The following is a 21,579-nucleotide window of genomic DNA, read 5'->3' as shown; positions in this document are numbered from 1 at the left end:
TGAACAAAATTTATAATTTTGTAATGATAAATTCTTAATTTTTTTGTCGCGTTGTGAGTATTGTCTGGTGGGCATCTCGCCCACCAAAGAGTATTTTGATTACATATTTTCAAAAGGGTTTGTAACTACATCTTTTCTATCAACGATGTAAGGGATAAGTGCTGCTTGGCGCGCTCTTTTGATAGCTTTTTCTACCATTTCTTGGTATTTTTTGCTAGTGCCTGTTAAGCGGCGTGGCATGATTTTAAATCTTTCACTTAGACAATTTTTCAAAAGTGCAGTGTCTTTGTAATCGATAAACTCTATTTTAGCTTCTGTAAATTTGCAGTATTTTCTTGAATATTTTCTTTTATCTGCCATAGTTTTTTCCTTTTAAATTTAAAATGGTATAGTTTCGTCGCCGTCGTATTTGTCGGCATCGACATCTACTTCTGGGATATTTTCACTATAATCTGCTTCTTTTGGCTTAGCATAATTATCATTTGGTTTTTGGCTTTGCGAATTTGCATTGCCGTATGAGCCGTAGCTATTTTGCGAATTTTGATTTCCGTAGGAATTATAGCTGTTTTGGTTGTAGCTATTTGCATAGCCATTTTGATTGTAACCACCGCCATTTCCGTAAGAATTTCCGCCGCCATTGTAGCCGTTTGAGCCATAGTTAGAATTTGGATTATTTTGATAATTTCCGCCTTGTTGTGAAGGAGAATTTAGCATTTCCATATTTTCTACGCTAATGCTATGTTTTGATCTGTTTTGTCCGTTTTGATCTTGCCATTGATCAAATTTTAATCTACCTTCAATAAGAACTTTTGAACCTTTGTGCAAATATTGATTTGCTACTTCTGCGGTTCTGCCAAAAAAATCAATGTCAATAAAGCATGTTTCTTCTTTTCTCTCGCCGTTTGCACCGCTATATTTTCTAGTAACAGCGATACCGCACTTGCCGATAGCTGTGCCACTTTGCAAATATCTTAACTCAATGTCTCTTGTTAAATTTCCTACCAAAACTACTTTATTAAACATTTTTTAGCCTTTTATTCTTGATTTTCTTCCTTAGCTTCTGTATTTTCTACTTCTGCAACTTTTTCTACTTTTTCAGCTTTTTCGCGTGGTTCTCGTGGCTCTCTTGGTTTTCTAGCAGGAGAAAGTTTCATGCCTTTGCTTAGTTTTTCCCAAGCACCAATCTCTTTTTTGTTTTCGTATTTAACTGTTAAAAATCTTATAATATCTTCGTTATATCGTAGATTTCTAACAAGTTCAGCGATTAAATTTGGCTCAGCTTTGAAATAGATTACAAAATAAACGCCTCTTTCGTATTTGTCGATTTTGTAAGCTAGTTTTCTAGCACCCATTTCAATAACAGAAGCGATCTCGCCGCCGTTTTTGGTAATGATTTCTTTAACGAAATCAACTTTTGTTTTGATTTCATCTTCTGTAAGCGTAGGCTTAACGATGAATAAAACCTCGTAATGTCTCATATAGTCTCCTTGTGGATTTATAGCTTGTAAGTAAAATTTTACAAGCAAGGATTTTGCATAAAAATGCAACTTGTGATTTTATTTAAAATTTACTTAATATTTGCTTTTATTCTTTTGCATATCGGCTAAAATTCGCTGAAATTTCAAAAGCGAAGCAAGTAAAAACTCTGTTTTTTCGATACTTTTTTTGGTTTTTAGTTCAAATTCGATTAAATTTAAATTTTTAAAAATTTCAAAAAATCCGTGCGTATCAAATGCTAATGCTAATGCCGACATTTTATTTTGCAAATTTATCGGCGGAGCGTAGCCGAAAATCTTTTTAAAATCTGGTGCGCCGTAATTTTTGATATAGCTGTGAATTTTAAAAATTCGATAAATATTTCTGTAAAAATTATTTATTAATTCGATTTCGTTATAAATTCCGTTTTGAGTGAGAGCAAAAAATTTAGCTTTAAAATTATCATTGTTGCGTTTTAGCGAAAAAACCTCGTCAAAAAGCTCGTCATAGCTTACTTCGCTAAGCCCTGTTACAAGGTTTTTTACATTATCTAAATTTAATTCGACCTGCAAATTTGCAAATTTTTCAATCTCATTTGCACTTAAATTTAAATTTTCGTTATGCAAACTATAAATTTTTTCAAGCGCAGCCGTATTTGGAAAAACTCCGCACATTTGGCATTTTTGCACGAGCAAATTTATAGCTTCGTTTGTGTTATTTGGTTTAAAAAATCTCACATCGTTTGAACCAAATGCGCTAGTAAAATCCTTTGCGGCAGATTTTTCTTCTTCGTTTAGTTCGTAAATTAGGCGATTTGCGCTATCTTTTTGGCACATTGAAATTAGCACTTTAAGCTCATCTTTTTTGATTTGCGAATTTGTTTTGATATATAGCGTGTTTTCGCCACCAAACAAAGACGGCTCGAAAAAGCTTTTTGCCACTTCAAAATCAAATTCGCTAAAATATAAACTCATAAAATTTTCGCTTTGCCAATACTCAATCAGCCTTTTTGCGTAAAGCTCATTTTGGAAATCGTCCTGTCCGCGAAGCAAGATGAAATTTGGAACTTTTTTGTTAAAAATTAGCGCATCTAAATCTTTTTTATACATCGAGTTTTTTTACCACTTTCCCTAAAATCGTGCCGCTTGCAATATTTGCTTCTATGATTTGCACTAAAACAGGCGTTAAAATCTCAGCCGTGAAGTTTAAAATGTAAATTTTTGCACCTTTAAATTTATCATCAAGCTTCGCAGTTACGGTGTTTGCGTTTTCATCTATATAGCAGCGAACCACTTTGCCTAAATTTTCCGCCGCCCACCTAGCAAATTTGCGATCCATAAAATCAAACGCGACTTTGTCGGCTTCTCGCTCTAAAACATTTAAATTTTCGCAAGTTTCTTCAATATTTAAAAGCAAATAGTTGTAAAATTTGGTGTCGCCTGACATATCGGCTTTTAAAAGTCTATGTAAAATCAAATCCGAATACCTTCTAATCGGACTTGTAAAATGCGTATAATGCTCAAATCCAAGCCCATAATGCCCCAAAGGTTCTACGCCGTATTCGGCGCGTTTTTGCGCTTTGATGATGAGTTTATCAACTTGCTCTCTAACGCCCAAATCATCAGCCAAAGCTTGAATTTTGCTAACCATTTTTGCTATATCGCTTTCATAAGCGACATCTATCCCAAAAAGTGCTAAATCATCAAGCAAATTTGCTATTTTTTTAAGATCTGCTGTGCCGTGATTTCTAAAAACGCCCTTGCTAATGCGTTTTGCGGCGGCTTTATTTGCTAGAAGCATACAATCTTCGATTAGCTTATGAGAGGGCGTATCGGTTTCAAATCTCGTGCTTTTTAAAAGTCCCATTTCATCGATACTCATACGCAGTTCTTGTGTGCGAAAATCAAAACCCTTTTTAAGGCGAATTTTGCGTAAATTTTGCGTTAGTTTATCTAACGGCAACAGCCACGATAAAATTTCATCTTCGCACTCTTGTTTGCCTTGTAGGATTTCATCGACTTCGTCGTAGTTAAAACGGCGCTTTGAAACGATTATGGCTTCAAAAAGCTCTTCATTTATGGCATCTAAATTTTCATCTAATGAAATTTTAAAAACAAACGCAAGTCGCGGTAAATTCGGCTTTAATGAGCAGATATTTTCGCTTAAAGCGCGTGGAAGCATAGGCACACTTTTGTGCGGAAAATATATGGAAAATCCACGAATTTTTGCTTCCTTATCTATGGGCGAATACTCGCTGACATACTCGCTGACATCGGCGATGGCGACATAGACTTCATTTTTTTCTTTGTCATAATAAACAGCATCGTCAAAGTCTTTTGCGTCGATTGGATCGATAGTAACAAATGGCAAATGGCTTAAATTTACGCGATTAGGATACATTGAAATATCAACGCTATCGCCAAAGCTTGTAGCTTGTTCCTCGCAAACATCGCTAAATTCGTCGTTTTTATTGTAGATTGCAAGTGAAATTTTCTCATCTACCCATGGGTCTTCAAGATTTCCTAAAACTTCCACAATTTCGTTTTTAAGGTTATCGATTTTTAAAAGTGTGTTTGGAAGTAGCTGTTTTAGGGACTTTTGCGTGGCTGCTAAATTTGACGCTAGACCTGTTTTAACATTTACGCCTAGTATTTCATTTCCAAATTTTTTGGTAAAAACAACGCTTGTTAAATTTGCAGGAACAACGCACATAAGCACTTTTGCGTGAATTCTTGCTTTTTTTGTGTTTATTATTTTTGCTAGGACTATATCGCCAAAGTGTGCTGCGTTTATATGCTTATTTTCGATAATCAAATCTTGTTTAAATTTTTCATCAAATGCCGATAAATAGCCGGTTCCGCCTTGCGAAATATCAAGTTTGCCAAATACAAAACTATCATTTAGATAAAATTTGCCTTTGTGGTTACTAATGGCGCCGATATTTTGCAAATTTCGCATTAACTCTTTTTGTTTTGAGTTTAAATTTTTTTCATCAACGCCTAAATTTAGGGATTTCAAAAATTCTTTCATTGTGCTATCTTTTTAACTGAATTTAAAAACGCTTCTTGTTCAAAACCAAACTCAACAAGCAAATTTAGCGTATGATCTGTGCTTGTTTCATCGACTCGGTGGTAGATATTTACGACCGTTTTGACGACTTTTATCATAGCGCACGGAATTTTTATATCAAAGTCCGCATCATCGATTAAGCTAGAAAATCTCGCTAAATACGCCATTTCATCAAGTCCTAAATATAAAAAAATCTTGCTTATAACGCTTTCTCTGTCGGCACTTGTGAATTCTTGCTCGACATCGGTGAAATCTTGCGGATACACGCAGGTTTTAACAAGAGATAAAAATTCATACTCTTTTTTATTTTTTTGCAAAAGCTCATCGATGAAAATTCGTCCAAATTCCATCAAAATAACAATGCTAAGTATGATTTTTGGGGAATTTGGATATGATTTTATCCACTCGTGCATTATTAAATTTCGCATAAGTGAAATCTCAATAAAGTGTTCGCTTGAAATTTTGTAACTTTTTAAACCTGTCGGCAGTATTTCGCAAAAAATGCAAAATAAAAAAAACGCCTTTATTTCGTCTTTTCCATAAAATTCAAAGGCTTCATTTAAATTTGAAAATTTTGTTTTTATAAATTTGTTGTTTGCGATTTTTAAAATTTTTTCATCGAATTTTTTATATGACAATTTTTTGCAAATTTTTTCATCATCAAATTTGTCAAAAGCTTCCAAAATTTCGACTATTTCATCATCAAATTTAGGCAAAGATTTTATTTTTTCGCTTATAGTTTTATTCATTTTTTTAAAATTCCTTGAAAAATTTTTGTATCATAGCAAATTTTGGCTTAACCTTAAAATTTTTCTTTTTTATCTAAGATTTATAAGAATTTAGCTAAAATCAGCAGAAATTTTTTCAAAAAGGACATAAAATGGCAATTACCGTTTATTATGACAAAGACTGCGATTTGAGCTTAATCAAATCAAAAAAAGTCGCTATGATCGGCTTTGGCTCACAAGGTCATGCTCACGCTGAAAATTTAAGAGATAGCGGAGTTGAAGTTATAGTAGGTCTTCGCAAAGGCGGAAGCAGCTGGAAAAAAGCCGAAGACAAAGGCTTTAAGGTTATGGAAGTAGGAGAAGCCACAAAAGCAGCAGATCTTATTATGATTTTAACACCAGATGAGCTTCAAAGCGAAATTTTTAAAGCTGAAATCGAGCCAAATTTAAGCGAAGGCAAAGCAATCGCTTTTGGTCACGGATTTAATATTCACTTCGGTCAAATCGTGCCTCCAAAAGGCGTGGATTGCATTATGATCGCTCCAAAGGCTCCGGGTCACACAGTTAGAAACGAATTTGTAAATGGCGGCGGGATTCCTGACTTAATCGCAGTCGCACAAGATGCCACAGGCAAAGCAAAAGATTTAGCTCTAAGCTATGCAAGTGCGATAGGCGGCGGTAGAAGCGGTATCATCGAAACTACTTTCAAAGCAGAAACCGAAACTGACCTTTTTGGCGAACAAGCTGTGCTATGTGGCGGTTTGTGTGCGCTTATCAATGCAGGATTTGAAACGCTAGTTGAAGCTGGATACGAGCCTGAAATGGCGTATTTTGAGTGCCAACACGAAATGAAACTAATCGTTGATTTGATTTTCCAAGGCGGAATGGCAGATATGAGATATTCTATTTCAAATACTGCTGAATTTGGCGATTATGTAAGCGGACCACGCGTCATCAACGAACAATCAAAAGCCGAAATGAAAAAAATCTTAAAAGAGATCCAAGACGGAACTTTTGCTAAAAATTTCATCTTGGAGCGAAAAGCAGGTTATGTCAAAATGAACGCAGAACGCAATATCACAGCAAATTCACTGCTTTCAAAAACAGGCGAAAAACTTCGCGCTATGATGCCTTGGATCGCAAAAGGCAAACTTGTAAATAAAGATAAAAACTAATCTTTAATGGCTACAAAAAAGACTACAAAGGGGCGCTCTAAAAAGCGTCCCGATTACGCTAAATTCGCTTTTATCGTTGTGCTTTGTTTTTTAAGCGGAGCTTTTTCGTATGGCGTTTTGGATTTGATTTTTTCAAAAAAACAGAATTTAGCCGAAGTTTCGATACCACAAGAAAAAGTGCAAAATTTGCCAAATTCGCAAAATAAAAACGAAAAAACTAAACAAATTTCACAAAAACCAAAGCAAAACGATACAAAAAGCGAAGCAAATTTGACATTTTTGACTTCAAATATACCAAATTTGCAGAACAAACCTTTAAATTCAGAAAATCATGCATTAAATTTAGAGCCAAAACAAGAAGAAATTTCAAATACTACTTTGCCGATAAAACCACCATTTGACGGGAAAAAACCAAAACTTGCGATCATAATGGACGATATTAGCGAAGCAGGTCAAATCGCAAAAATCAAAAAGTTACCCGTCGCCGTTACTCCGTCGATTTTCCCGCCAAGTGCAAAAAATCCGCACACTCCAAATCTAAGCAAAGGCTTTAAGAGCTTTTCTATACATTTGCCGCTTGAAGCGTTAAATTACACTGATAATCTAAAAACTATAAAAACAAATGCTAGTTATGATGAAATCGAACAAGCAGTCGCAAAATTAAGAGAAGATTTTCCAAATGCAAAATTTATAAATAATCACACAGGAAGCAAATTTACAGGCGATGAAAACGCTATGAATTTGCTAATTCGCGCACTTTTTAGATATGATTTTTATTTTGTGGATTCTCGCACGATAGGCAAAACCGCCGTCGGCGGGGCTGTGAGAAAATTTAATATGCGTTATGCTTACCGCGACATTTTTTTAGATAATATCGATAGCGTAGCAGAAGTGCGAATAAAACTAAAAGAAGCCGTGCAGGTCGCAAAGAAAAAAGGCTACGCAATCGCAATCGGACACCCAAAAAATGCAACATTTGGGGCATTGGCAAATTCAGGCGATATTTTGGACGAAGTCGAAGTTGTTTATTTGGACGAAATTTACGAGTATTACAAATGATAGAAAATTTGCTAAATTTAGATGAAATAATCGAATTTAAAAAATTAAAAAATTTGCCAAAAAAACTATATTTTAAGGGCGATTTATCGCTTTTGAAAAAACGAAAAATTTCAGTTGTTGGCTCACGCAAAATGAGTTTTTATACTAAAAATTTGATTTTAAATTTAACGCGTGAGATAACAAAAACTGGTAAGTTTTGCGTGGTTAGCGGGGCAGCACTTGGGTGCGATATAATCGCTCACACAGGAGCTTTTCCAAATACAATCGCTGTTTTTGGAAATGGACTAGATCAAATTTATCCAAAAGAAAATGAAAAAATGATAAGGCAAATTTATGAAAACGCTCTTGCCATAAGCGAATACGAACCTAATCAAATGCCTACAAAATGGAGCTTTTTAGAGCGAAATCGCCTTGTGGTGGCTCTTGGCGAAGCTTTGATTGTAGCTCAGGCTGATTTGCGTAGCGGTTCGCTTCAAAGTGCAAGACTGGCTAACGAACTTGGAATTCCCGTTTTCGTCTTTCCACAAAAAATAAACGAAAGCAAAGGAACAAATCTGCTTTTAGGGCAAAATAAGGCAAATTTGATTTATGATATAGATGAATTTTGTGCTAAATTTTTGAGCGAAAATGAAAAAAAATCGACAAATTTACAAAATGATGAAATTTTAAATTTTATTATGCAAAATGATGATTTTAACGCAGTTTTAGCCAAATTTGGCGATAGAGTTTATGAATACGAACTAGACGGCAAAATCGAAATTTTTGGCACGAAAGTGGTTGTAAAATGAGCGAAACGATAATCGCTATCGATGTTGGACTTAAACGCATAGGCGTAGCAATCTCACCTGATGCTAAAATCGCACTTCCTAGCACTCCCGTTTTGCGTAAAAATCGCAATCAGGCTGCAAACGAAATCTCGCAAATTTTAAAAACGCAAAACGCAAAAATTTTAGTCGTCGGTATCCCAAAAGGTGGCAGTAGCGAAGAAGAGATGAGCCGAAGAATTCGCCACTTTGTTTCGCTTTTGGAATTTGACGGCGAAATTTGTTACATTGACGAAAGCTTTTCAAGCTTCGAAGCTGATGAGTTGCGAGAATTTAGTACTCGCAAAAAAGACGGCAAACTTGATAGCCTTTCAGCGATGATAATCTTGCAAAGATATTTGGAAATTGTATAAAGCAAATTTAAAAAGCGTTATTGTTTAAATTTACAAATTTTTATGATTATTTTGTCGTCGCATTAATTTTTATGTAAAATTCTTAATCAAAATCGTTTAAATTTCCGCTTTGTTTAGCTCTTGAAATGATTTCGCAAAGTGCGTAAATATCGTCATAAAGATATGGCATTTTGAGTTTAAAGGCGTTAAAATTTATCCGTTTCATAAATTTAAAGTCCGATTTATTTCGCAAAATAAACACAAAAAATGCTTTTTTGTGTTTTTGAATATTGTTTAGATATTCGACATCTTTTTGATTTCTCAGGATTTCAGCGCTGATAAAAACAATGTCAGGCTTGTAGATAAAATCGTCCAAATGCTTTTTGATATTCGCCCAGGTCGAATTCGGTGCAACGGCACAGCCCATTTGAGCGAACAAAAGCGTCAAATCGTCAAAAATATTTGCGTTATTTTCGCAGATTAGGATATTGTAATCATATTTATTTTTGATAAAACCAAAGCGATTTGATTTATAAAAAACCAAATTTGAGCTAAAATCTATTGTAATTTTATTATTATCAGCTTCAAAATGCAAAAAAGCTCCGATTTTTTCGGCACTTTCTTTTGCTTTTATTAAATTTATATCATCGAAATTTTGTTTGTTGTCTAAAAAATTTTTAATTGAAAGAATTCTGCTTTGACTTAGAAATTTATCCGAATTTACCGATATATGCAAAAGAATTTTATTTTCGCTGACACGAAGCGATGAAAAATTTATACTTATGGTTGTTTTTTGGAATTCAAAAGCAAAAAATTTGCAAATATGATTTACGGTTTGCAAAACTCCGCTAACGGAGTTATCGTAAATTCTAGGCAACGATTTTGAAAAATTTACAAAAATCGTGTTATCAAATCTAGCACACTCTTCAAATAAAATTTCGCTTTGAAGCTTTAAAAGTTCAAACAAATCGATAATCCCTGCTTTTATCTCTTTTTGTTTTAGTTCTTTTTTTGGCGTGGGGGTTTGTGAAATTTGCGTGTTGTTTTCTTTTTTTGACTTAAAAAATAGCAGTGCCAAAACAGCCAAAACTATCGCTAAAATCGTTATCAAAGCAAAAATTGCATTCATATTATCAGCATTCCATCGCCGTAAGAGTAAAAGCGATATTTTTGTTCTACGGCGATTTTATAAATTTCAAGCGTCCTATCAAGTCCGATAAAACTCGCAACTAGCATTATTAGTGTTGATTTTGGCAAGTGAAAATTTGTAAGGAGATAATTTTGGCGAATTGGTTTATTATTTGGGTGCAAAAATAGTGTGCAAATTCCATCTCTCTCGCCGTTTCTAGCGTAGTTTTCAACCACCCTTGTAACCGTCGTTCCAACGCCCAAAATAGGCTTTTTGCTCTCCAAAAGCCCTGCCGTTTGGCTTGGGATAGAATAAATCTCTCCGTGCATTTTGTGATCATAGATGTTTTCGCACTCTACGCCTTTAAAAGTTCCTGCTCCCACATGAAGCGTAAGATAGTGAATTTTGTGCGATTTTTCTAACTCTTTTACCATTTTATCATCAAAATGCAAACTAGCAGTGGGAGCTGCAACCGCGCCTTGATATTTGGCAAAAATGCTTTGATACCAGCCTACATCTTCTCTCATATCGGCTCTTTTTATGTATGGCGGTAACGGCACATGCCCGATAGAGTTAAAAATATCAAAAATTTCATTTGTAGAGAGTTTTTTGCCGTTTTGGCTAAATTTAACCACTCTTAGCCCGTCGTCAAAAAGTTCGCAAACTTCGGCTTTCAAGCCGTTTGCAAATTCTAAATTTGTCCCTTTTTTAACGCTTCCTTTGATATAAACGCTAAATTTATTATCATTTAACGGCGAATTTAGTAAAAGCTCTATTTTTCCGCCACTATCTTTTTGTCCGTAAATTCGAGCCTTGACAACCTTTGTATCATTAAAAATAATATCACAAGGCGGTAAAATATCAGCCAAATTTGCAAATTTCAGGTGCGAAATTTTACCAGTATTTCGCTCATAAACTAACAATCTTGCGTTTTGTTTTGGCATGATTGGCGAATTTGCGATTAGTTCGCTAGGAAGCTCATAATCATAGCTTGAAACCAAATTTAGCTTATTCGTCGCCATTGCTTTCTTCTTTTTCGTCGTCGTCTTTTGTGGCAGGATTTACCATTTTTGCGATATAAATCGAAAATCCGTAAAGCACGATTAACGGCACGGCTAGTAAAAACTGACTTAATATATCAGGCGGTGTCATAACGGCTGCAAATATGAAAATAACGACGATTGCGTATCTAAAAAAGCCTTTTAAGCTTGCGTCCGTGACAAGACCGATTTTAGCTAGAAAAAATGTAACAATCGGAAGCTCAAAACTTATGCCAAAGGCTACAACTAGTTTTGTAAAAAATCCGACATATTCGCCGATTTTAGGCATCGCAACAAACTGCGAACCGCCGAAATTTATCAAAAAATTATAAGCAATCGGAATTACAAAAAAGTAGCAAAACGCAGCACCTAAAAAAAACATTACACTTGCACTTAGCACAAATGGAATTACATATTTTTTTTCGTTGTCATAAAGTCCGGGTGCCACAAAAAGCCATGCCTGCCAAAAAATAATCGGCATAGAAATCAAAAGTGAAGCGAAAAATGAAACTTTCATCGCCGTAAAAAAGGCTTCGGCGACTTGTGTAAAAATGACTTCGCTTCCTTGCGGCAGAACCTTTATGAGTGGTGCAGTCATAAAATTTAAGATAATTTCCCAAAATCCAAAGCAAATCACAAAAAGCACAAGTAGGCTCAAAACACAGATAATCAGGCGTTTTCGCAGTTCAGCAAGATGGGGTTTAAGTTCTTCAAACATCTTTTTTATCTTTCAAATTTGGATTTTCTTGCTCTTGCGAGAGTGTGTCGGCTTGAATTTCGGTTTGCGAATTTTGCGTTTCATCGTCAAAATTTGCCGAATTTAGCTTATCGATTGCGCTTTGATTTTGTGAAACTTCTTTTTTTTCTTGCGAATTTTGGCTAGTTTTATCTGAATTTGCTTTTTTATCGGTTGAAGTAGCCGCATTTAGGTCATTTTGCAGATCGCTTAGACCTTTATTTAGGCTATCTTTTGCTGAATTTAGATTTTTTTTGATTTCATCAAGCTCTTCAAATGTAAGCTTTTTGCGAACGCTATTTGTCGCGTTTTCGATACTATCTCTATATTTTTTCGCATCTTCTTTGAGTTCTGCGATTTTGACCTCTTGTTCGAAATTTGATTTTGCGTCATTGACTGCTTTTTTTATCACTTTAAAATATTTTGCTATCTCGACTAAGGCTTTTGGGAGTTTTTCAGGTCCCAACGCGATAACAGCGATAACCAAGATGAGAGTCATCTCGGGAAAACTAATGCCAAACATTAAAAATCCTAAAATAAAATTAAGGGATAATTTTAGCAAATTTAAATTTAACTTGTGATAAAAAGGGCGATTTCATCGGCAAGTAAATAGTTTTGATTGTAAAATATTTTTCCGTCAAATTTTAGTTTTTTATTTTTTGTTAGAACCCCAGCTTTTTCTAGTTCGTTTTGGTTTAAAATTTGCGAATTTATGCCTACGATTGATCTTGCGCCAAGAAATATCGCTTCATTTTTTTTATCAAATTTGCTTAAATTTTCAACTCTTTTTTCAAGTGGATTTTTGATATACTCGTTTAAATTTTGCGCTGAATAAAGCCTTTTTAAGCCGTTTGTGCCGACACTAAATGCGCCAAAACCTGCGTAATCTTTTCCTTGCCAATAAGCAAGATTGTGTTTGCAAATTTTATTTTTTTTGGCGAAATTTGAGATTTCGTATTGAAAAAAGCCTAAATTTTCTAATTTTTCAAAAAGAAAATTTGCCAAACGAACGCTATCTTTTTTGAAATTTTCTTTTCCAAAAAAGGGTGTTTTTTCTTCCAATGACAAAGAATACGCGCTCACATGCGAAATTTGCAGTTTTTCTAAATTTGAGATTTCAAATTCAATATTTTTTTTATCGTCAAATTTACTGCCGTAAATCAAATCTAAATTTATATTTTTAAACCCCGCTAAATTCGCATTTTGAACTGCTTTGTGAATTTGATTTGAGTTATGAACTCGCCCTAAAAATTTAAGTTTTTTTTCACTAAAACTTTGAGCGCCAAAACTTATGCGATTTAGCCCAAACTCACGCATTTGTTTAAGCCATTTTAAATTTGCCGAATTTGGATTTGCTTCGCTTGTGATTTCTGCAAATTTAGTGAATTTTGGTTTTAAAATTTCAAAAATCTTAGCGTAAAATTCGGCACCAACGCTACTTGGTGTTCCGCCGCCAAAAAAAAGAGTTGAAATTTTTAAATTCGGGTTATTTTGCAAAAAATTTGAAATTTCAAATTCCAAAGCGTTAAAATATTTTTGAACTAAGTCAAATTTATCGGTATATGAACCAAAGGCGCAATACGGACATTTGCTTTCGCAAAATGGAATATGAATATAAATATGCAACGCTTTTCCTTGCTTAAAATGTGATAAATTTAGCAAAAAATTCTAAAAATTTAGATAAAAATTTAACTCATTAATGTAGCTTTTAATTGTTTTTTGGTAGTATTTGCAGAATTTATTTAAAACAAAAAGCAAGGCAATGCAAGAAGAGAAAAAATATAGACCAAATGTCGCAGCTATCGTGCTTTCGCCGTCGTATCCTTTTAACTGCGAAGTCTTTATCGCTCAAAGAAGCGATATAAAAGGCGCTTGGCAGTTTCCACAAGGCGGAATCGACAAAGGCGAAACGCCCAGAGTTGCTATTTTAAGGGAATTAAAAGAAGAAATTGGAACCGATAAAGTAGAAATTATCGCCGAATGCCCACACTGGCATAGTTATGATTTCCCGCAAACGGTGGCAACGAAAATGAAGCCTTATGACGGACAGACGCAAAAATATTTTTTGGTGCGTCTAAAAAAGCTTGAAAATTTGGATATAAATACCAAAAAACCTGAATTTGATAGCTTTAAATTTGTTAATATTAACGAAGTTTTAAGCCATGTAAATCATTTCAAACGCCCGATTTACAGTGCTGTTATAAAATATTTTAAAGAGAAAGGATATATTTAATGCTAATCGTTCAAAAATACGGCGGAACAAGCGTAGGAACGCTTGAACGCATAGATAATGTCGCTGAACGCGTCATAAAAAGCAAAAAAGAAGGACACGATTTAGTTGTCATCGTTTCAGCTATGAGCGGTGTTACAAATAGACTTATCGAATATGCAGAGCATTTTTCTAAAAACCCTAGCACTCGTGAAATGGATTTGCTTTTAAGCTCCGGTGAGCGTGTAACAAGTGCGCTTTTGGCGATCGCTCTAACTGAAAAAGGCTATCCTGCGATTGCATTTTCAGGTCGCCAAGCAGGGCTTATAACCGACACTTTTCACACAAAAGCAAGAATAGCTTCGATTGAGCCAAAATTTATGCAAGATGCCTTAAAAGAAGGCAAAATCGTAGTTGTAGCAGGTTTTCAAGGTGTTGGTTTAGACGGAGATGTAACGACTTTGGGGCGAGGCGGAAGCGATTTAAGTGCCGTTGCTGTTGCAGGAGCATTGCAAGCTGATATTTGCGAAATTTATACAGATGTCGATGGCGTTTATACGACTGATCCACGCATTGAGCCAAAGGCGAAAAAACTAGATAAAATCAGCTATGATGAAATGCTAGAACTTGCCAGTATGGGGGCAAAAGTTTTACAAAATAGAAGCGTTGAGTTAGCCAAAAAATTAAATGTAAATTTGGTAACTAGAAGCAGTTTTAATTATAACGAAGGAACACTAATAACAGGAGAAGCAAATATGCAAGATATGGAACAAGCGTTAATCAGCGGTATAGCACTAGATAAAAATCAAGCAAGAGTAACTATTCGTGGCGTGGTTGATAAACCGGGCGTTGCGGCAAATATTTTTGGAAAACTAGCCGATGAAAATATAAATGTTGATATGATTATTCAAAACAACTCAAAAGAAGACGGCACTACAAGTATCGGTTTTACCGTTCCACAAAATGAAGCCGAAAAAGCAAAAAATGTAGTTTCATCTTTGGCAAAATCAGTCGATGTCGATAATGATGTAGTTAAAGTTAGCATCGTAGGTGTAGGTATGAAAAGCCACTCAGGAGTAGCAAGTCTAGCGTTTGCAACACTAGCAAATGAAGGAATTAATATCCAAATGATCTCAACAAGCGAGATTAAAATTTCAGTTATCGTCGAAGCAAAATACGGCGAATTAGCAGTTAGAGCATTGCATAAAGCTTATAATTTGGATAAATAATGCTCGATTTATTTAAGTGGAATTTAGAGCTTATAAGAACTCAGCCTTGTATGTCGTGGCTAGAAGATAGACGCGAAGAATGGACGCCGCTTCTAGCTTCTAGACTTAAATTTTTACTTGACGGACGGGCTTTTGTGATTATTTGCGATGACGAGACGGAGTGGTTTGGTAACTATATAGTTTCAAAAGTCAATCATACTGCAAATTCTCGTCCGCTACTTCCGTTTTTCACACTAAAATCGCTTTATAAAAATTATTCAAATATATCGACTATCGAAGAGATGAAACTAGTCGATGATATGCTAAATTTATCTTTTGCAAACGGCATTGTCTATTTTTATATTGGTAAGGGCGATTGCAGGCGTTCGCAAATCGCGAAAAACCACGAAGATAGCTATATGTGGCTAATCGATGAAAGAGCGCAAAATAGTTTTTATCTTAGCGGACAAGATGAAATGCTAGATATGAAACTTATCCAGCTTTTTTGGATATTTAACAAAAGCATTGATGCGGTGCTTTTTAACGAAGTCGTGCTATAAAAATGCAACGAATCAGCCAAATTATTTTAACAAACGATTATGAAAGCTTAAAAGAAAATTTGATTAACGAATTTGGCGTAAAAAATTTGCGTTTTTTTGAAAATGATGACTTCAAAGTTGAAGATGCAAAAGCTGTCATAAGCGAAGCATATATCGCAGAAAATTCGACTAAATTTATCGTCATAAAGGCTGAAAAATTCGGCGATGAAGCACAAAATTCGCTTTTAAAAATTCTTGAAGAACCGCCACGAAATATGGTTTTTTTTATCGTCGCAAGTTCAAAAAATTTGCTCTTACCGACGATTCGTTCTCGTTTGATGAGCCAAAATTTACTAGAAAAAAAAGAGCAAACAAAAACAGGCATAAACTGGCAAAAGCTTGATTTAAAGACACTTAGCGAATTTGTCGATAGCAAAATCGCATTAGAACGCACTGGCGAATTTGATAAATTTCGCTTAAAAGAGTTGATATGTGTTATCACAAAAGAGTGTTTGGCGCAAGGCGTAAAATTTAGCGAATTTGAGCTATCTTACATAAACAAACTTGTCGTTTTATGCGAACTAAACGCCAAATCCCACGCGGTTTTACTGCCGCTTTTACTGATGATAAGCGAGAAAAAATGAAAATTTTTAAAATAAACAGCGATACCGATTTTAACGCACTTTGCGATGATATAAAACCACAAATCACAGGCCGAAAAATAATGCAAAAAAAATCAAATTTGCACTTTTTTTATCTAAAAGATATAAAAGCTCCTGCTGCAAATATCTTAAAGCAAGATGCCCTTAGCGTGGGTGCCGAGCTGGTTTGCAACGATAGCGTGATTTTGGGACAGGGCGTATCAAATGCACTTTTAATCGCAAATGATAAACAAGTGGAACTTTTAGCCAAAAAAGAGGCCTTGCAAGATTTTGAGCTAAAAAATTTGGCGAAATTTTTAAATTTAAAATTTAAAAAACCTACAAAGCCCGAGATAATGGGTGTTTTAAACATAAATGATGACAGCTTTAACGCATCTTCTCGCATAAATTTAAATGACGGAATTTCTCGTGTTGAAGCTATGATAGAAAATGGTGCCGATATTATCGATCTTGGCGGGGTTTCAAGCCGTCCGGGAAGCGAGTATTGTGGCGAAAAAGTAGAATTTGAACGCATTGAAAAGATTATTAGCGAAATTTATCGCTTAAATTTGCACGAAAAGGTTAAATTTAGCCTTGATACTTTTAGTGGATACTGCGCCGAATTTGCCCTAAATCACGGCTTTTGCATTATAAATGATATTGCTGCAAATTTGGAGCTTTGCAAAATCGTAAAGCGATACGGGGCAACTTATGTTTTAATGCACATGCAAGGAAATCCAAAAACCATGCAAAATTCGCCCACTTACAGCGATTTGATTTTCCAAATCGATGAATTTTTTGCTTCAAATTTGGCTAAAATCGCCGAATTTGAGTTAGAAAATGTTGTTTTGGATGTCGGTATCGGTTTTGGCAAAACGCCAAATCAAAATTTACTTTTAATCAAACATTTAGAACACTTTTTGCACTTTGAAAAACCGCTTTTAGTGGGTGCTAGCAGGAAGAGTGTGATTGATTTTTATAGCCCAAGCAGCGTTGAAAATCGCCTTGCAGGAAGCCTTTATTTACACCTTAAAGCGTTCGAAAACGGCGCAAGTATCATCAGAACTCACGATGTAAAAGAGCACAAACAGCTTTTTGCATTAAATCGCGCAATGCAAAATATTAGTGTGTGGTAAATTTAAGTTGAAATCAGCCTAGCTTTGACTTGATTATTCGAAAAACTTGCTCGAATAGGCATTCAAGCCTTATTCTTCGCTCGTTTTTCTCTAAAACAAGCCAAATCGTCGGCATTCGCAGTCCAAATTTGATATTGAATGTGCTTTTGTCATTTTGTATCCTTCTTGTCAAACAAATTTTTACATAAATTCTTGCAATGACAAATTTATTTTTGGTCGTGTTATGCCGACGATTTTTTCACAGAAACCTGCCACTTCGTGGCACCGCTTTGCTGGTTTTGTGTGGCGAACGAAGGACTAGACTAAATTTGTCTGTCCAAATTTGCCACACAAAAAAGCTAGGCTGAATTAATTTTCAAATTTAGTGACTAAAATTCTTGCAAAATTTGCGTTAGTTTTTCCTTGTCTTTGCTACTTTCATAGCCTGAAATTTTTAGATTTTTAAGTTCCTTGCCGTTAGAAAAAAACGACAAAACAGGCGGAGAAAAAACGCTAAATTCTTTTTTTATTTCGGTATTTTGTGCGTTCGGATTTGTTAAATCTACCTTGATGAGTTCAAATTTGGCTAAATTTGAAGCGATTTTTTCATCGTTAAAGTCGCTTTCAAGCTCTTTGCATGTTTTGCACCAACTAGCCCAAAAATCGATTAAAACAGGTTTTTTAGCAGAATTTATTATTTCGTTTAATTCTTTCAAATTTGAAACTTTTTTAAATTTGTCGGTGGTAGAAATTTCGCTAGAAAAATTTTTCGAATTTTTTGTGATAGAAAAGTTTTCAAGTGGCTTAGCAAAGTCTTTTGCGCCACTTGCAAAGCCGATTAAAAGTAAGATCGAATATAACAAAACAAAAAGAGAAATGCCTTTTTTAAGCAAATTTGCACTTTTATCAAAAAGTCCCAAAAATACGGCAAAAACGCACCCTAGCGCCCCGTAAAGCAAAAGTGCAAAATTTTCGCCAAAAACGCGTGAGCCAAGCCAAATCGCCATAAATAAAAGTAAAAATCCAAATATTTTTGATACAAAATTCATCCACTCGCCAGGTCTTGGTAGGCTAAGCCCAAGTCCGATAGAAAGTAGCAAAACACCGCTTCCAAGCCCAAGTGAGAAAAGCGCACTAGCGCCAAGTGCGACATTTCCGCTAGTGGCGATATAAAGCAAGGCACCTGCTAAAACTGCACTAGCACACGGCGAGACGATAAGCACGGATAAAAATCCCATTATAAAAACATCGATAATACCGCCGTTTGCGTTTGTTTTATTTTTTAAAATTTGCGGAATTTTAATCTCAAAAAAGCCAAACATCGATAACGCTAAAATCACAAAAATCGCGCAAAACGCTAAAATAACGACCGGAATTTGCAAATAATCAGCCAAATTTGCACCAAAAAATCCCACACTAGCCCCGATTATAGCGTAAGCTAGTGCCATTGCAAAAACATAAACAAGGCTTATAAAAAAGCTTTTTTTGGTGTCGTTTTTTTGAGCTGTTTTTGCCACGATTATCGATGAAAGTATCGGTATAAGCGGGAAAACGCAAGGCGTAAGTGAGAGTAAAACTCCATACCCAAAAAATAGCAAAATCACGCCAAAAAAGCTTTTTTGCGAAAATGAATTTGCGATTTTTTCTTCTTGCGAAAATTCGTCAAATTCGGCGTTAAAATTCGATATATTTTTTTTGATTTTTAAAATTTGATATGTTTGATTTGACTTTGTAAATTTAAACTCAAAACTTTGTGGCTCGTAGCAAAACCCGTCAAATGTGCAGGCGTTAAATGAATTTTGTATTTCGAAATTTTCTAAATTTCCGCCGTTTCCGACAACTACGCCAAGCGGGATAAAAATGCTAAATTCACCGTTGTAAATTTGATAATGCTTATGTGGTTTTGGGGTTGGAAGATTTAAAATCGGCGTTATATCGCTATTTCCAAATTTAAATTTAATCTCATCTGCGTATAAATAAGTGCTTTCATCAACGCTAAATTTAAACTCGATTTGCGAATTTGAGACACTTGGTGTGATTTTGACAGCTTCATCGACACTCAAAGGCTCGGCAAAAATTTGAGTTAAAAAAATAAAAAAAACGATAAAAAATCTCAAAATAAAATCCTAAATAAAAACTCGCCAAATTTTAACAACAAAAGATAAATTTTGCATAAATTTGCAAAAAAATATTTGTTTTTAAAGTAAATTAGAATAAAATAATCTTTTTATTATTTTTTCAGGAGGAAGAGATGGAAGAAAAAAAGATGAAAACTGATGGCGAGAGCGTCGTTAAGGACGAAAAAGTAAAAGAAAAGGATAAAAAGAAAAAGGATAAAATGCCTTTAAAAGAGTATGAAGAAGAACTAGTCAAACTTCAAATTGAACTACTAAAACTTCAAAACTATGTCAAAGAAAAAGGTTTAAAAATCCTACTTATTATGGAAGGACGAGACGCAGCAGGTAAGGGCGGAACGATAAAACGCCTAACAGAACACCTAAATCCTCGTGGCTGTCGTGTGGTCGCGCTTGAAAAACCGAGCAATGTCGAGCAAACTCAGTGGTATTTCCAACGCTATGTATCGCATTTGCCAAGCGGCGGCGAGATAGCGATTTTCGATAGAAGCTGGTATAACAGGGCAATGGTCGAGCCTGTAATGGGATTTTGCACACACCAACAACACAAAGATTTTTTACGACAAGTGCCAAATTTTGAAGAAATGCTTGTAAATTCCGGCATAATTTTATTTAAATTTTATTTTTCTGTTTCAAAAGCAGAGCAAAAACGCCGTTTTGATAGCCGTAAAAACGACCCGCTAAAACAATACAAACTCTCTCCTGTCGATCAAAAATCGCAAGAGCTTTGGGAGCAATATACTTTGGCGAAATACTCAATGCTGTTAGCTTCAAATGCCGAATTTGCGCCATGGACGATACTAGTAAGCGATGATAAAAAACGAGCAAGATTAAATGCGTTTAAATGCATACTTTCACGCATTGATTATCCAAATAAAATCGACGCAAAAGAGCTTGCGGTCGATCCACATTGGGTGCGAAGTGGTTCAGAAGAGATTATTTTGATGGAAGAAAATCTCAAAAAAGAGGGACTTCGCAAAATGGAAAAACAAAACAAAAAAGATAAGAAAAAAGAAGAAAAGAAACAAAAAGAGCCAAATAACGAAAAAAAGTAGTTCGTAAATTTTGAGCTTGAAAATTGTGGCTCATAGCTAAAAATTGTCTAATTTTCACAAATTTGCGACCTTGTTGCAAACTTTGTGAAATACTTCACCGAATTTGTGAATTTTTGATTTGCAAATTCGGTTTTTTTATTTCCAAATTTTTAACATTTAAATTTTTTAGATTTTAAAAAAACAGGTAGTATCAAGTAGTGGCGGTATCTGCAATGCAAAAGCAATGCAAATACCACAAATTCGCGATAAAAGAATTATTTATCTCTTAAATTTAATTCGCTTACAAGTTTTGTATAACTTGCATAGTTGGTCTTTTTAAGATATTTCATCATTCTTTTTCTTTGACCGACTAGTTTAAGCAAACCTAATCTTGATGAAAAATCTTTCGGATTTGCTTTGATGTGATCTGTAAGATAAGAAATTCTGTTGCTTAGTAGAGCAATTTGAACTTCTGGGGAACCTGTATCTTTTTCTCCCCTAGCGAATTTCGCAACTATTTGTGCCTTTTGAGCCGAATCCAAAGCCATAATTGACCTCCTGACTGGTAAGATTAAAGTTTGCAATTATACTGAAATTTCCTTTTAAGCTACTTAAATTTAAATTTGGAAATAAAAAATTTCAAAAAGATAGCAGTTTAAGCTATTAAATAGCAAAACTTTTATACAATAAAAAGTTAAAAATTAAGATAAGGACTAAAATGCTCTTTACAAAAGCGAGTGAATATGCACTAGTTGCAATGATATGTATAGCCAAAAAAAGCGGTTCTTGCGATGTCGATACTTTGGCAAATGAACTTGGAATTCCAAAAAGTTTTTTGGCGAAAATTCTACAAAATTTAGCAAAAGCAAAACTTTTAAATTCTTTTAAAGGCGCAAAAGGCGGTTTTACGCTTGTAAAAACTCCCGATAAAATCACGCTCAACGAAATCATAACGGGTGCCGAAAAACGCCAAACTGCGGTTTTTGAATGCTCTATTGAAGGTAGTATCTGCCCGAGCGGAAAAGGCGATATTTGCCAAATTCGTTGCATTTTTGAGAGCCTACAAGATAAAGTCGATAATTTTTTAGATAGTATCACGCTAGAAGATATAATGAAAAGCAAAGTCTAAA

Annotated in this window: 24 protein-coding genes; 11 read left to right on the top strand and 13 right to left on the bottom strand. The window is 34.8% G+C overall.

Annotated features, from left to right (window positions below):
- Window positions 1-99: 99 nt before the first annotated feature.
- The 6 genes from rpsR to PF028_RS03175 all read right to left on the bottom strand — a co-directional run bounded on the left by rpsR (window position 100) and on the right by PF028_RS03175 (window position 5,294).
- Entirely contained in the window at window positions 100-360 is a 261-nt protein-coding gene (gene rpsR / locus PF028_RS03200) for a 30S ribosomal protein S18 (protein WP_270860323.1), read from the bottom strand.
- Between the two features lie 18 nt (window positions 361-378).
- Window positions 379-1,023 (bottom strand): single-stranded DNA-binding protein, encoded by a 645-nt coding sequence (locus PF028_RS03195; RefSeq protein WP_270860322.1) that lies wholly within the window; start codon window positions 1,021-1,023, stop codon window positions 379-381.
- An 11-nt stretch (window positions 1,024-1,034) separates the two neighbouring features.
- Window positions 1,035-1,478: a 30S ribosomal protein S6 gene (gene rpsF / locus PF028_RS03190; RefSeq protein ID WP_270860321.1), complete on the bottom strand. Its 444-nt coding sequence runs from the start codon at window positions 1,476-1,478 to the stop codon at window positions 1,035-1,037.
- A 93-nt stretch (window positions 1,479-1,571) separates the two neighbouring features.
- The gene (locus PF028_RS03185) at window positions 1,572-2,585 is read right to left on the bottom strand and encodes a DNA polymerase III subunit delta (protein ID WP_270860320.1); all 1,014 of its coding nucleotides are present in this window, start codon (window positions 2,583-2,585) and stop codon (window positions 1,572-1,574) included.
- A complete protein-coding gene (locus PF028_RS03180; protein WP_270860319.1) occupies window positions 2,578-4,506 on the bottom strand; it encodes an RNB domain-containing ribonuclease in 1,929 nt (642 codons plus the stop codon). Before PF028_RS03180 ends, PF028_RS03185 begins: the two co-directional genes overlap by 8 nt.
- Entirely contained in the window at window positions 4,503-5,294 is a 792-nt protein-coding gene (locus PF028_RS03175) for a hypothetical protein (protein ID WP_270860318.1), read from the bottom strand. Before PF028_RS03175 ends, PF028_RS03180 begins: the two co-directional genes overlap by 4 nt.
- 131 nt (window positions 5,295-5,425) lie before the next feature.
- Between PF028_RS03175 and ilvC the strand changes: the two genes are divergently transcribed.
- Genes ilvC through ruvX form a run of 4 tightly spaced genes read left to right on the top strand, consistent with a single transcriptional unit; the run spans window position 5,426 to window position 8,684 of the window.
- Entirely contained in the window at window positions 5,426-6,448 is a 1,023-nt protein-coding gene (ilvC, locus tag PF028_RS03170) for a ketol-acid reductoisomerase (RefSeq protein WP_270860317.1), read from the top strand.
- 6 nt (window positions 6,449-6,454) lie between these two features.
- On the top strand, window positions 6,455-7,507 hold the full coding sequence (locus PF028_RS03165; RefSeq protein ID WP_270860316.1) for a divergent polysaccharide deacetylase family protein: 1,053 nt from the start codon (window positions 6,455-6,457) through the stop codon (window positions 7,505-7,507).
- The gene (locus PF028_RS03160; protein ID WP_270860315.1) at window positions 7,504-8,295 is read left to right on the top strand and encodes a DNA-processing protein DprA; all 792 of its coding nucleotides are present in this window, start codon (window positions 7,504-7,506) and stop codon (window positions 8,293-8,295) included. The genes PF028_RS03165 and PF028_RS03160 overlap by 4 nt, the downstream gene beginning before the upstream one ends.
- Window positions 8,292-8,684, top strand: coding sequence for a Holliday junction resolvase RuvX (gene ruvX / locus PF028_RS03155; RefSeq protein WP_270860314.1), 393 nt, complete (start codon window positions 8,292-8,294; stop codon window positions 8,682-8,684). Before PF028_RS03160 ends, ruvX begins: the two co-directional genes overlap by 4 nt.
- Before the next feature lie 82 nt (window positions 8,685-8,766).
- Here ruvX and PF028_RS03150 read toward each other — a convergent pair whose 3' ends face one another.
- The 5 genes from PF028_RS03150 to hemW are packed head-to-tail and all read right to left on the bottom strand — an operon-like array spanning window position 8,767 to window position 13,194.
- On the bottom strand, window positions 8,767-9,792 hold the full coding sequence (locus PF028_RS03150) for a hypothetical protein (protein ID WP_270860313.1): 1,026 nt from the start codon (window positions 9,790-9,792) through the stop codon (window positions 8,767-8,769).
- Window positions 9,789-10,814 (bottom strand): tRNA preQ1(34) S-adenosylmethionine ribosyltransferase-isomerase QueA, encoded by a 1,026-nt coding sequence (gene queA, locus PF028_RS03145; protein WP_270860312.1) that lies wholly within the window; start codon window positions 10,812-10,814, stop codon window positions 9,789-9,791. The genes PF028_RS03150 and queA overlap by 4 nt, the downstream gene beginning before the upstream one ends.
- A complete protein-coding gene (tatC, locus tag PF028_RS03140; protein WP_270860311.1) occupies window positions 10,801-11,550 on the bottom strand; it encodes a twin-arginine translocase subunit TatC in 750 nt (249 codons plus the stop codon). The genes queA and tatC overlap by 14 nt, the downstream gene beginning before the upstream one ends.
- A complete protein-coding gene (gene tatB, locus PF028_RS07760) occupies window positions 11,543-12,091 on the bottom strand; it encodes a Sec-independent protein translocase protein TatB (protein ID WP_270860310.1) in 549 nt (182 codons plus the stop codon). Before tatB ends, tatC begins: the two co-directional genes overlap by 8 nt.
- 47 nt (window positions 12,092-12,138) lie before the next feature.
- Complete coding sequence (gene hemW, locus PF028_RS03130) at window positions 12,139-13,194, bottom strand: radical SAM family heme chaperone HemW (protein ID WP_270860309.1); 1,056 nt, start codon at window positions 13,192-13,194, stop codon at window positions 12,139-12,141.
- A 136-nt stretch (window positions 13,195-13,330) separates the two neighbouring features.
- Here hemW and PF028_RS03125 point away from each other — a divergent pair, with 136 nt between their 5' ends.
- The 5 genes from PF028_RS03125 to folP are packed head-to-tail and all read left to right on the top strand — an operon-like array spanning window position 13,331 to window position 17,301.
- Window positions 13,331-13,801 carry an RNA pyrophosphohydrolase gene (locus PF028_RS03125; protein ID WP_270860308.1) on the top strand — a complete coding sequence of 157 codons (471 nt, stop codon included), beginning with the start codon at window positions 13,331-13,333 and terminating at the stop codon, window positions 13,799-13,801.
- Window positions 13,801-15,006: an aspartate kinase gene (locus PF028_RS03120; RefSeq protein ID WP_270860307.1), complete on the top strand. Its 1,206-nt coding sequence runs from the start codon at window positions 13,801-13,803 to the stop codon at window positions 15,004-15,006. The genes PF028_RS03125 and PF028_RS03120 overlap by 1 nt, the downstream gene beginning before the upstream one ends.
- Window positions 15,006-15,545 carry a HobA family DNA replication regulator gene (locus PF028_RS03115; RefSeq protein WP_270860306.1) on the top strand — a complete coding sequence of 180 codons (540 nt, stop codon included), beginning with the start codon at window positions 15,006-15,008 and terminating at the stop codon, window positions 15,543-15,545. Before PF028_RS03120 ends, PF028_RS03115 begins: the two co-directional genes overlap by 1 nt.
- A gap of 2 nt (window positions 15,546-15,547) precedes the next feature.
- Window positions 15,548-16,168: a DNA polymerase III subunit delta' gene (locus tag PF028_RS03110; RefSeq protein ID WP_270860305.1), complete on the top strand. Its 621-nt coding sequence runs from the start codon at window positions 15,548-15,550 to the stop codon at window positions 16,166-16,168.
- Window positions 16,165-17,301 (top strand): dihydropteroate synthase, encoded by a 1,137-nt coding sequence (gene folP, locus PF028_RS03105; RefSeq protein ID WP_270860304.1) that lies wholly within the window; start codon window positions 16,165-16,167, stop codon window positions 17,299-17,301. Before PF028_RS03110 ends, folP begins: the two co-directional genes overlap by 4 nt.
- Before the next feature lie 368 nt (window positions 17,302-17,669).
- Here folP and dsbD read toward each other — a convergent pair whose 3' ends face one another.
- A complete protein-coding gene (gene dsbD, locus PF028_RS03100; RefSeq protein WP_270860303.1) occupies window positions 17,670-19,397 on the bottom strand; it encodes a protein-disulfide reductase DsbD in 1,728 nt (575 codons plus the stop codon).
- Window positions 19,398-19,531: 134 nt separating this feature from the next.
- Between dsbD and ppk2 the strand changes: the two genes are divergently transcribed.
- Complete coding sequence (ppk2, locus tag PF028_RS03095) at window positions 19,532-20,470, top strand: polyphosphate kinase 2 (RefSeq protein ID WP_443101040.1); 939 nt, start codon at window positions 19,532-19,534, stop codon at window positions 20,468-20,470.
- 254 nt (window positions 20,471-20,724) lie between these two features.
- Here ppk2 and rpsO read toward each other — a convergent pair whose 3' ends face one another.
- Window positions 20,725-20,997 carry a 30S ribosomal protein S15 gene (gene rpsO, locus PF028_RS03090; RefSeq protein WP_270860302.1) on the bottom strand — a complete coding sequence of 91 codons (273 nt, stop codon included), beginning with the start codon at window positions 20,995-20,997 and terminating at the stop codon, window positions 20,725-20,727.
- Between the two features lie 170 nt (window positions 20,998-21,167).
- Between rpsO and PF028_RS03085 the strand changes: the two genes are divergently transcribed.
- Window positions 21,168-21,578, top strand: coding sequence for an RrF2 family transcriptional regulator (locus PF028_RS03085; RefSeq protein ID WP_270860301.1), 411 nt, complete (start codon window positions 21,168-21,170; stop codon window positions 21,576-21,578).
- Window position 21,579 lies beyond the last annotated feature (1 nt).

This window comes from Campylobacter sp. CN_NE2 (assembly GCF_027797465.1).
GTDB lineage: Bacteria > Campylobacterota > Campylobacteria > Campylobacterales > Campylobacteraceae > Campylobacter_B.
Note: the sequence above shows the minus strand (reverse complement) of the source record. Positions and strands in the feature narration are given on the sequence as shown.

Bases quoted from the DNA above. Each gene is read 5' to 3' on its own strand.
- rpsR (WP_270860323.1), bottom strand. From the start codon at position 360: ATGGCAGATAAAAGAAAATATTCAAGAAAATACTGCAAATTTACAGAA.
- PF028_RS03195 (WP_270860322.1), bottom strand. From the start codon at position 1,023: ATGTTTAATAAAGTAGTTTTGGTAGGAAATTTAACAAGAGACATTGAG.
- rpsF (WP_270860321.1), bottom strand. From the start codon at position 1,478: ATGAGACATTACGAGGTTTTATTCATCGTTAAGCCTACGCTTACAGAA.
- PF028_RS03185 (WP_270860320.1), bottom strand. From the start codon at position 2,585: ATGTATAAAAAAGATTTAGATGCGCTAATTTTTAACAAAAAAGTTCCA.
- PF028_RS03180 (WP_270860319.1), bottom strand. From the start codon at position 4,506: ATGAAAGAATTTTTGAAATCCCTAAATTTAGGCGTTGATGAAAAAAAT.
- PF028_RS03175 (WP_270860318.1), bottom strand. From the start codon at position 5,294: ATGAATAAAACTATAAGCGAAAAAATAAAATCTTTGCCTAAATTTGAT.
- ilvC (WP_270860317.1), top strand. From the start codon at position 5,426: ATGGCAATTACCGTTTATTATGACAAAGACTGCGATTTGAGCTTAATC.
- PF028_RS03165 (WP_270860316.1), top strand. From the start codon at position 6,455: ATGGCTACAAAAAAGACTACAAAGGGGCGCTCTAAAAAGCGTCCCGAT.
- PF028_RS03160 (WP_270860315.1), top strand. From the start codon at position 7,504: ATGATAGAAAATTTGCTAAATTTAGATGAAATAATCGAATTTAAAAAA.
- ruvX (WP_270860314.1), top strand. From the start codon at position 8,292: ATGAGCGAAACGATAATCGCTATCGATGTTGGACTTAAACGCATAGGC.
- PF028_RS03150 (WP_270860313.1), bottom strand. From the start codon at position 9,792: ATGAATGCAATTTTTGCTTTGATAACGATTTTAGCGATAGTTTTGGCT.
- queA (WP_270860312.1), bottom strand. From the start codon at position 10,814: ATGGCGACGAATAAGCTAAATTTGGTTTCAAGCTATGATTATGAGCTT.
- tatC (WP_270860311.1), bottom strand. From the start codon at position 11,550: ATGTTTGAAGAACTTAAACCCCATCTTGCTGAACTGCGAAAACGCCTG.
- tatB (WP_270860310.1), bottom strand. From the start codon at position 12,091: ATGTTTGGCATTAGTTTTCCCGAGATGACTCTCATCTTGGTTATCGCT.
- PF028_RS03125 (WP_270860308.1), top strand. From the start codon at position 13,331: ATGCAAGAAGAGAAAAAATATAGACCAAATGTCGCAGCTATCGTGCTT.
- PF028_RS03120 (WP_270860307.1), top strand. From the start codon at position 13,801: ATGCTAATCGTTCAAAAATACGGCGGAACAAGCGTAGGAACGCTTGAA.
- PF028_RS03115 (WP_270860306.1), top strand. From the start codon at position 15,006: ATGCTCGATTTATTTAAGTGGAATTTAGAGCTTATAAGAACTCAGCCT.
- PF028_RS03110 (WP_270860305.1), top strand. From the start codon at position 15,548: ATGCAACGAATCAGCCAAATTATTTTAACAAACGATTATGAAAGCTTA.
- folP (WP_270860304.1), top strand. From the start codon at position 16,165: ATGAAAATTTTTAAAATAAACAGCGATACCGATTTTAACGCACTTTGC.
- ppk2 (WP_443101040.1), top strand. From the start codon at position 19,532: ATGGAAGAAAAAAAGATGAAAACTGATGGCGAGAGCGTCGTTAAGGAC.
- rpsO (WP_270860302.1), bottom strand. From the start codon at position 20,997: ATGGCTTTGGATTCGGCTCAAAAGGCACAAATAGTTGCGAAATTCGCT.
- PF028_RS03085 (WP_270860301.1), top strand. From the start codon at position 21,168: ATGCTCTTTACAAAAGCGAGTGAATATGCACTAGTTGCAATGATATGT.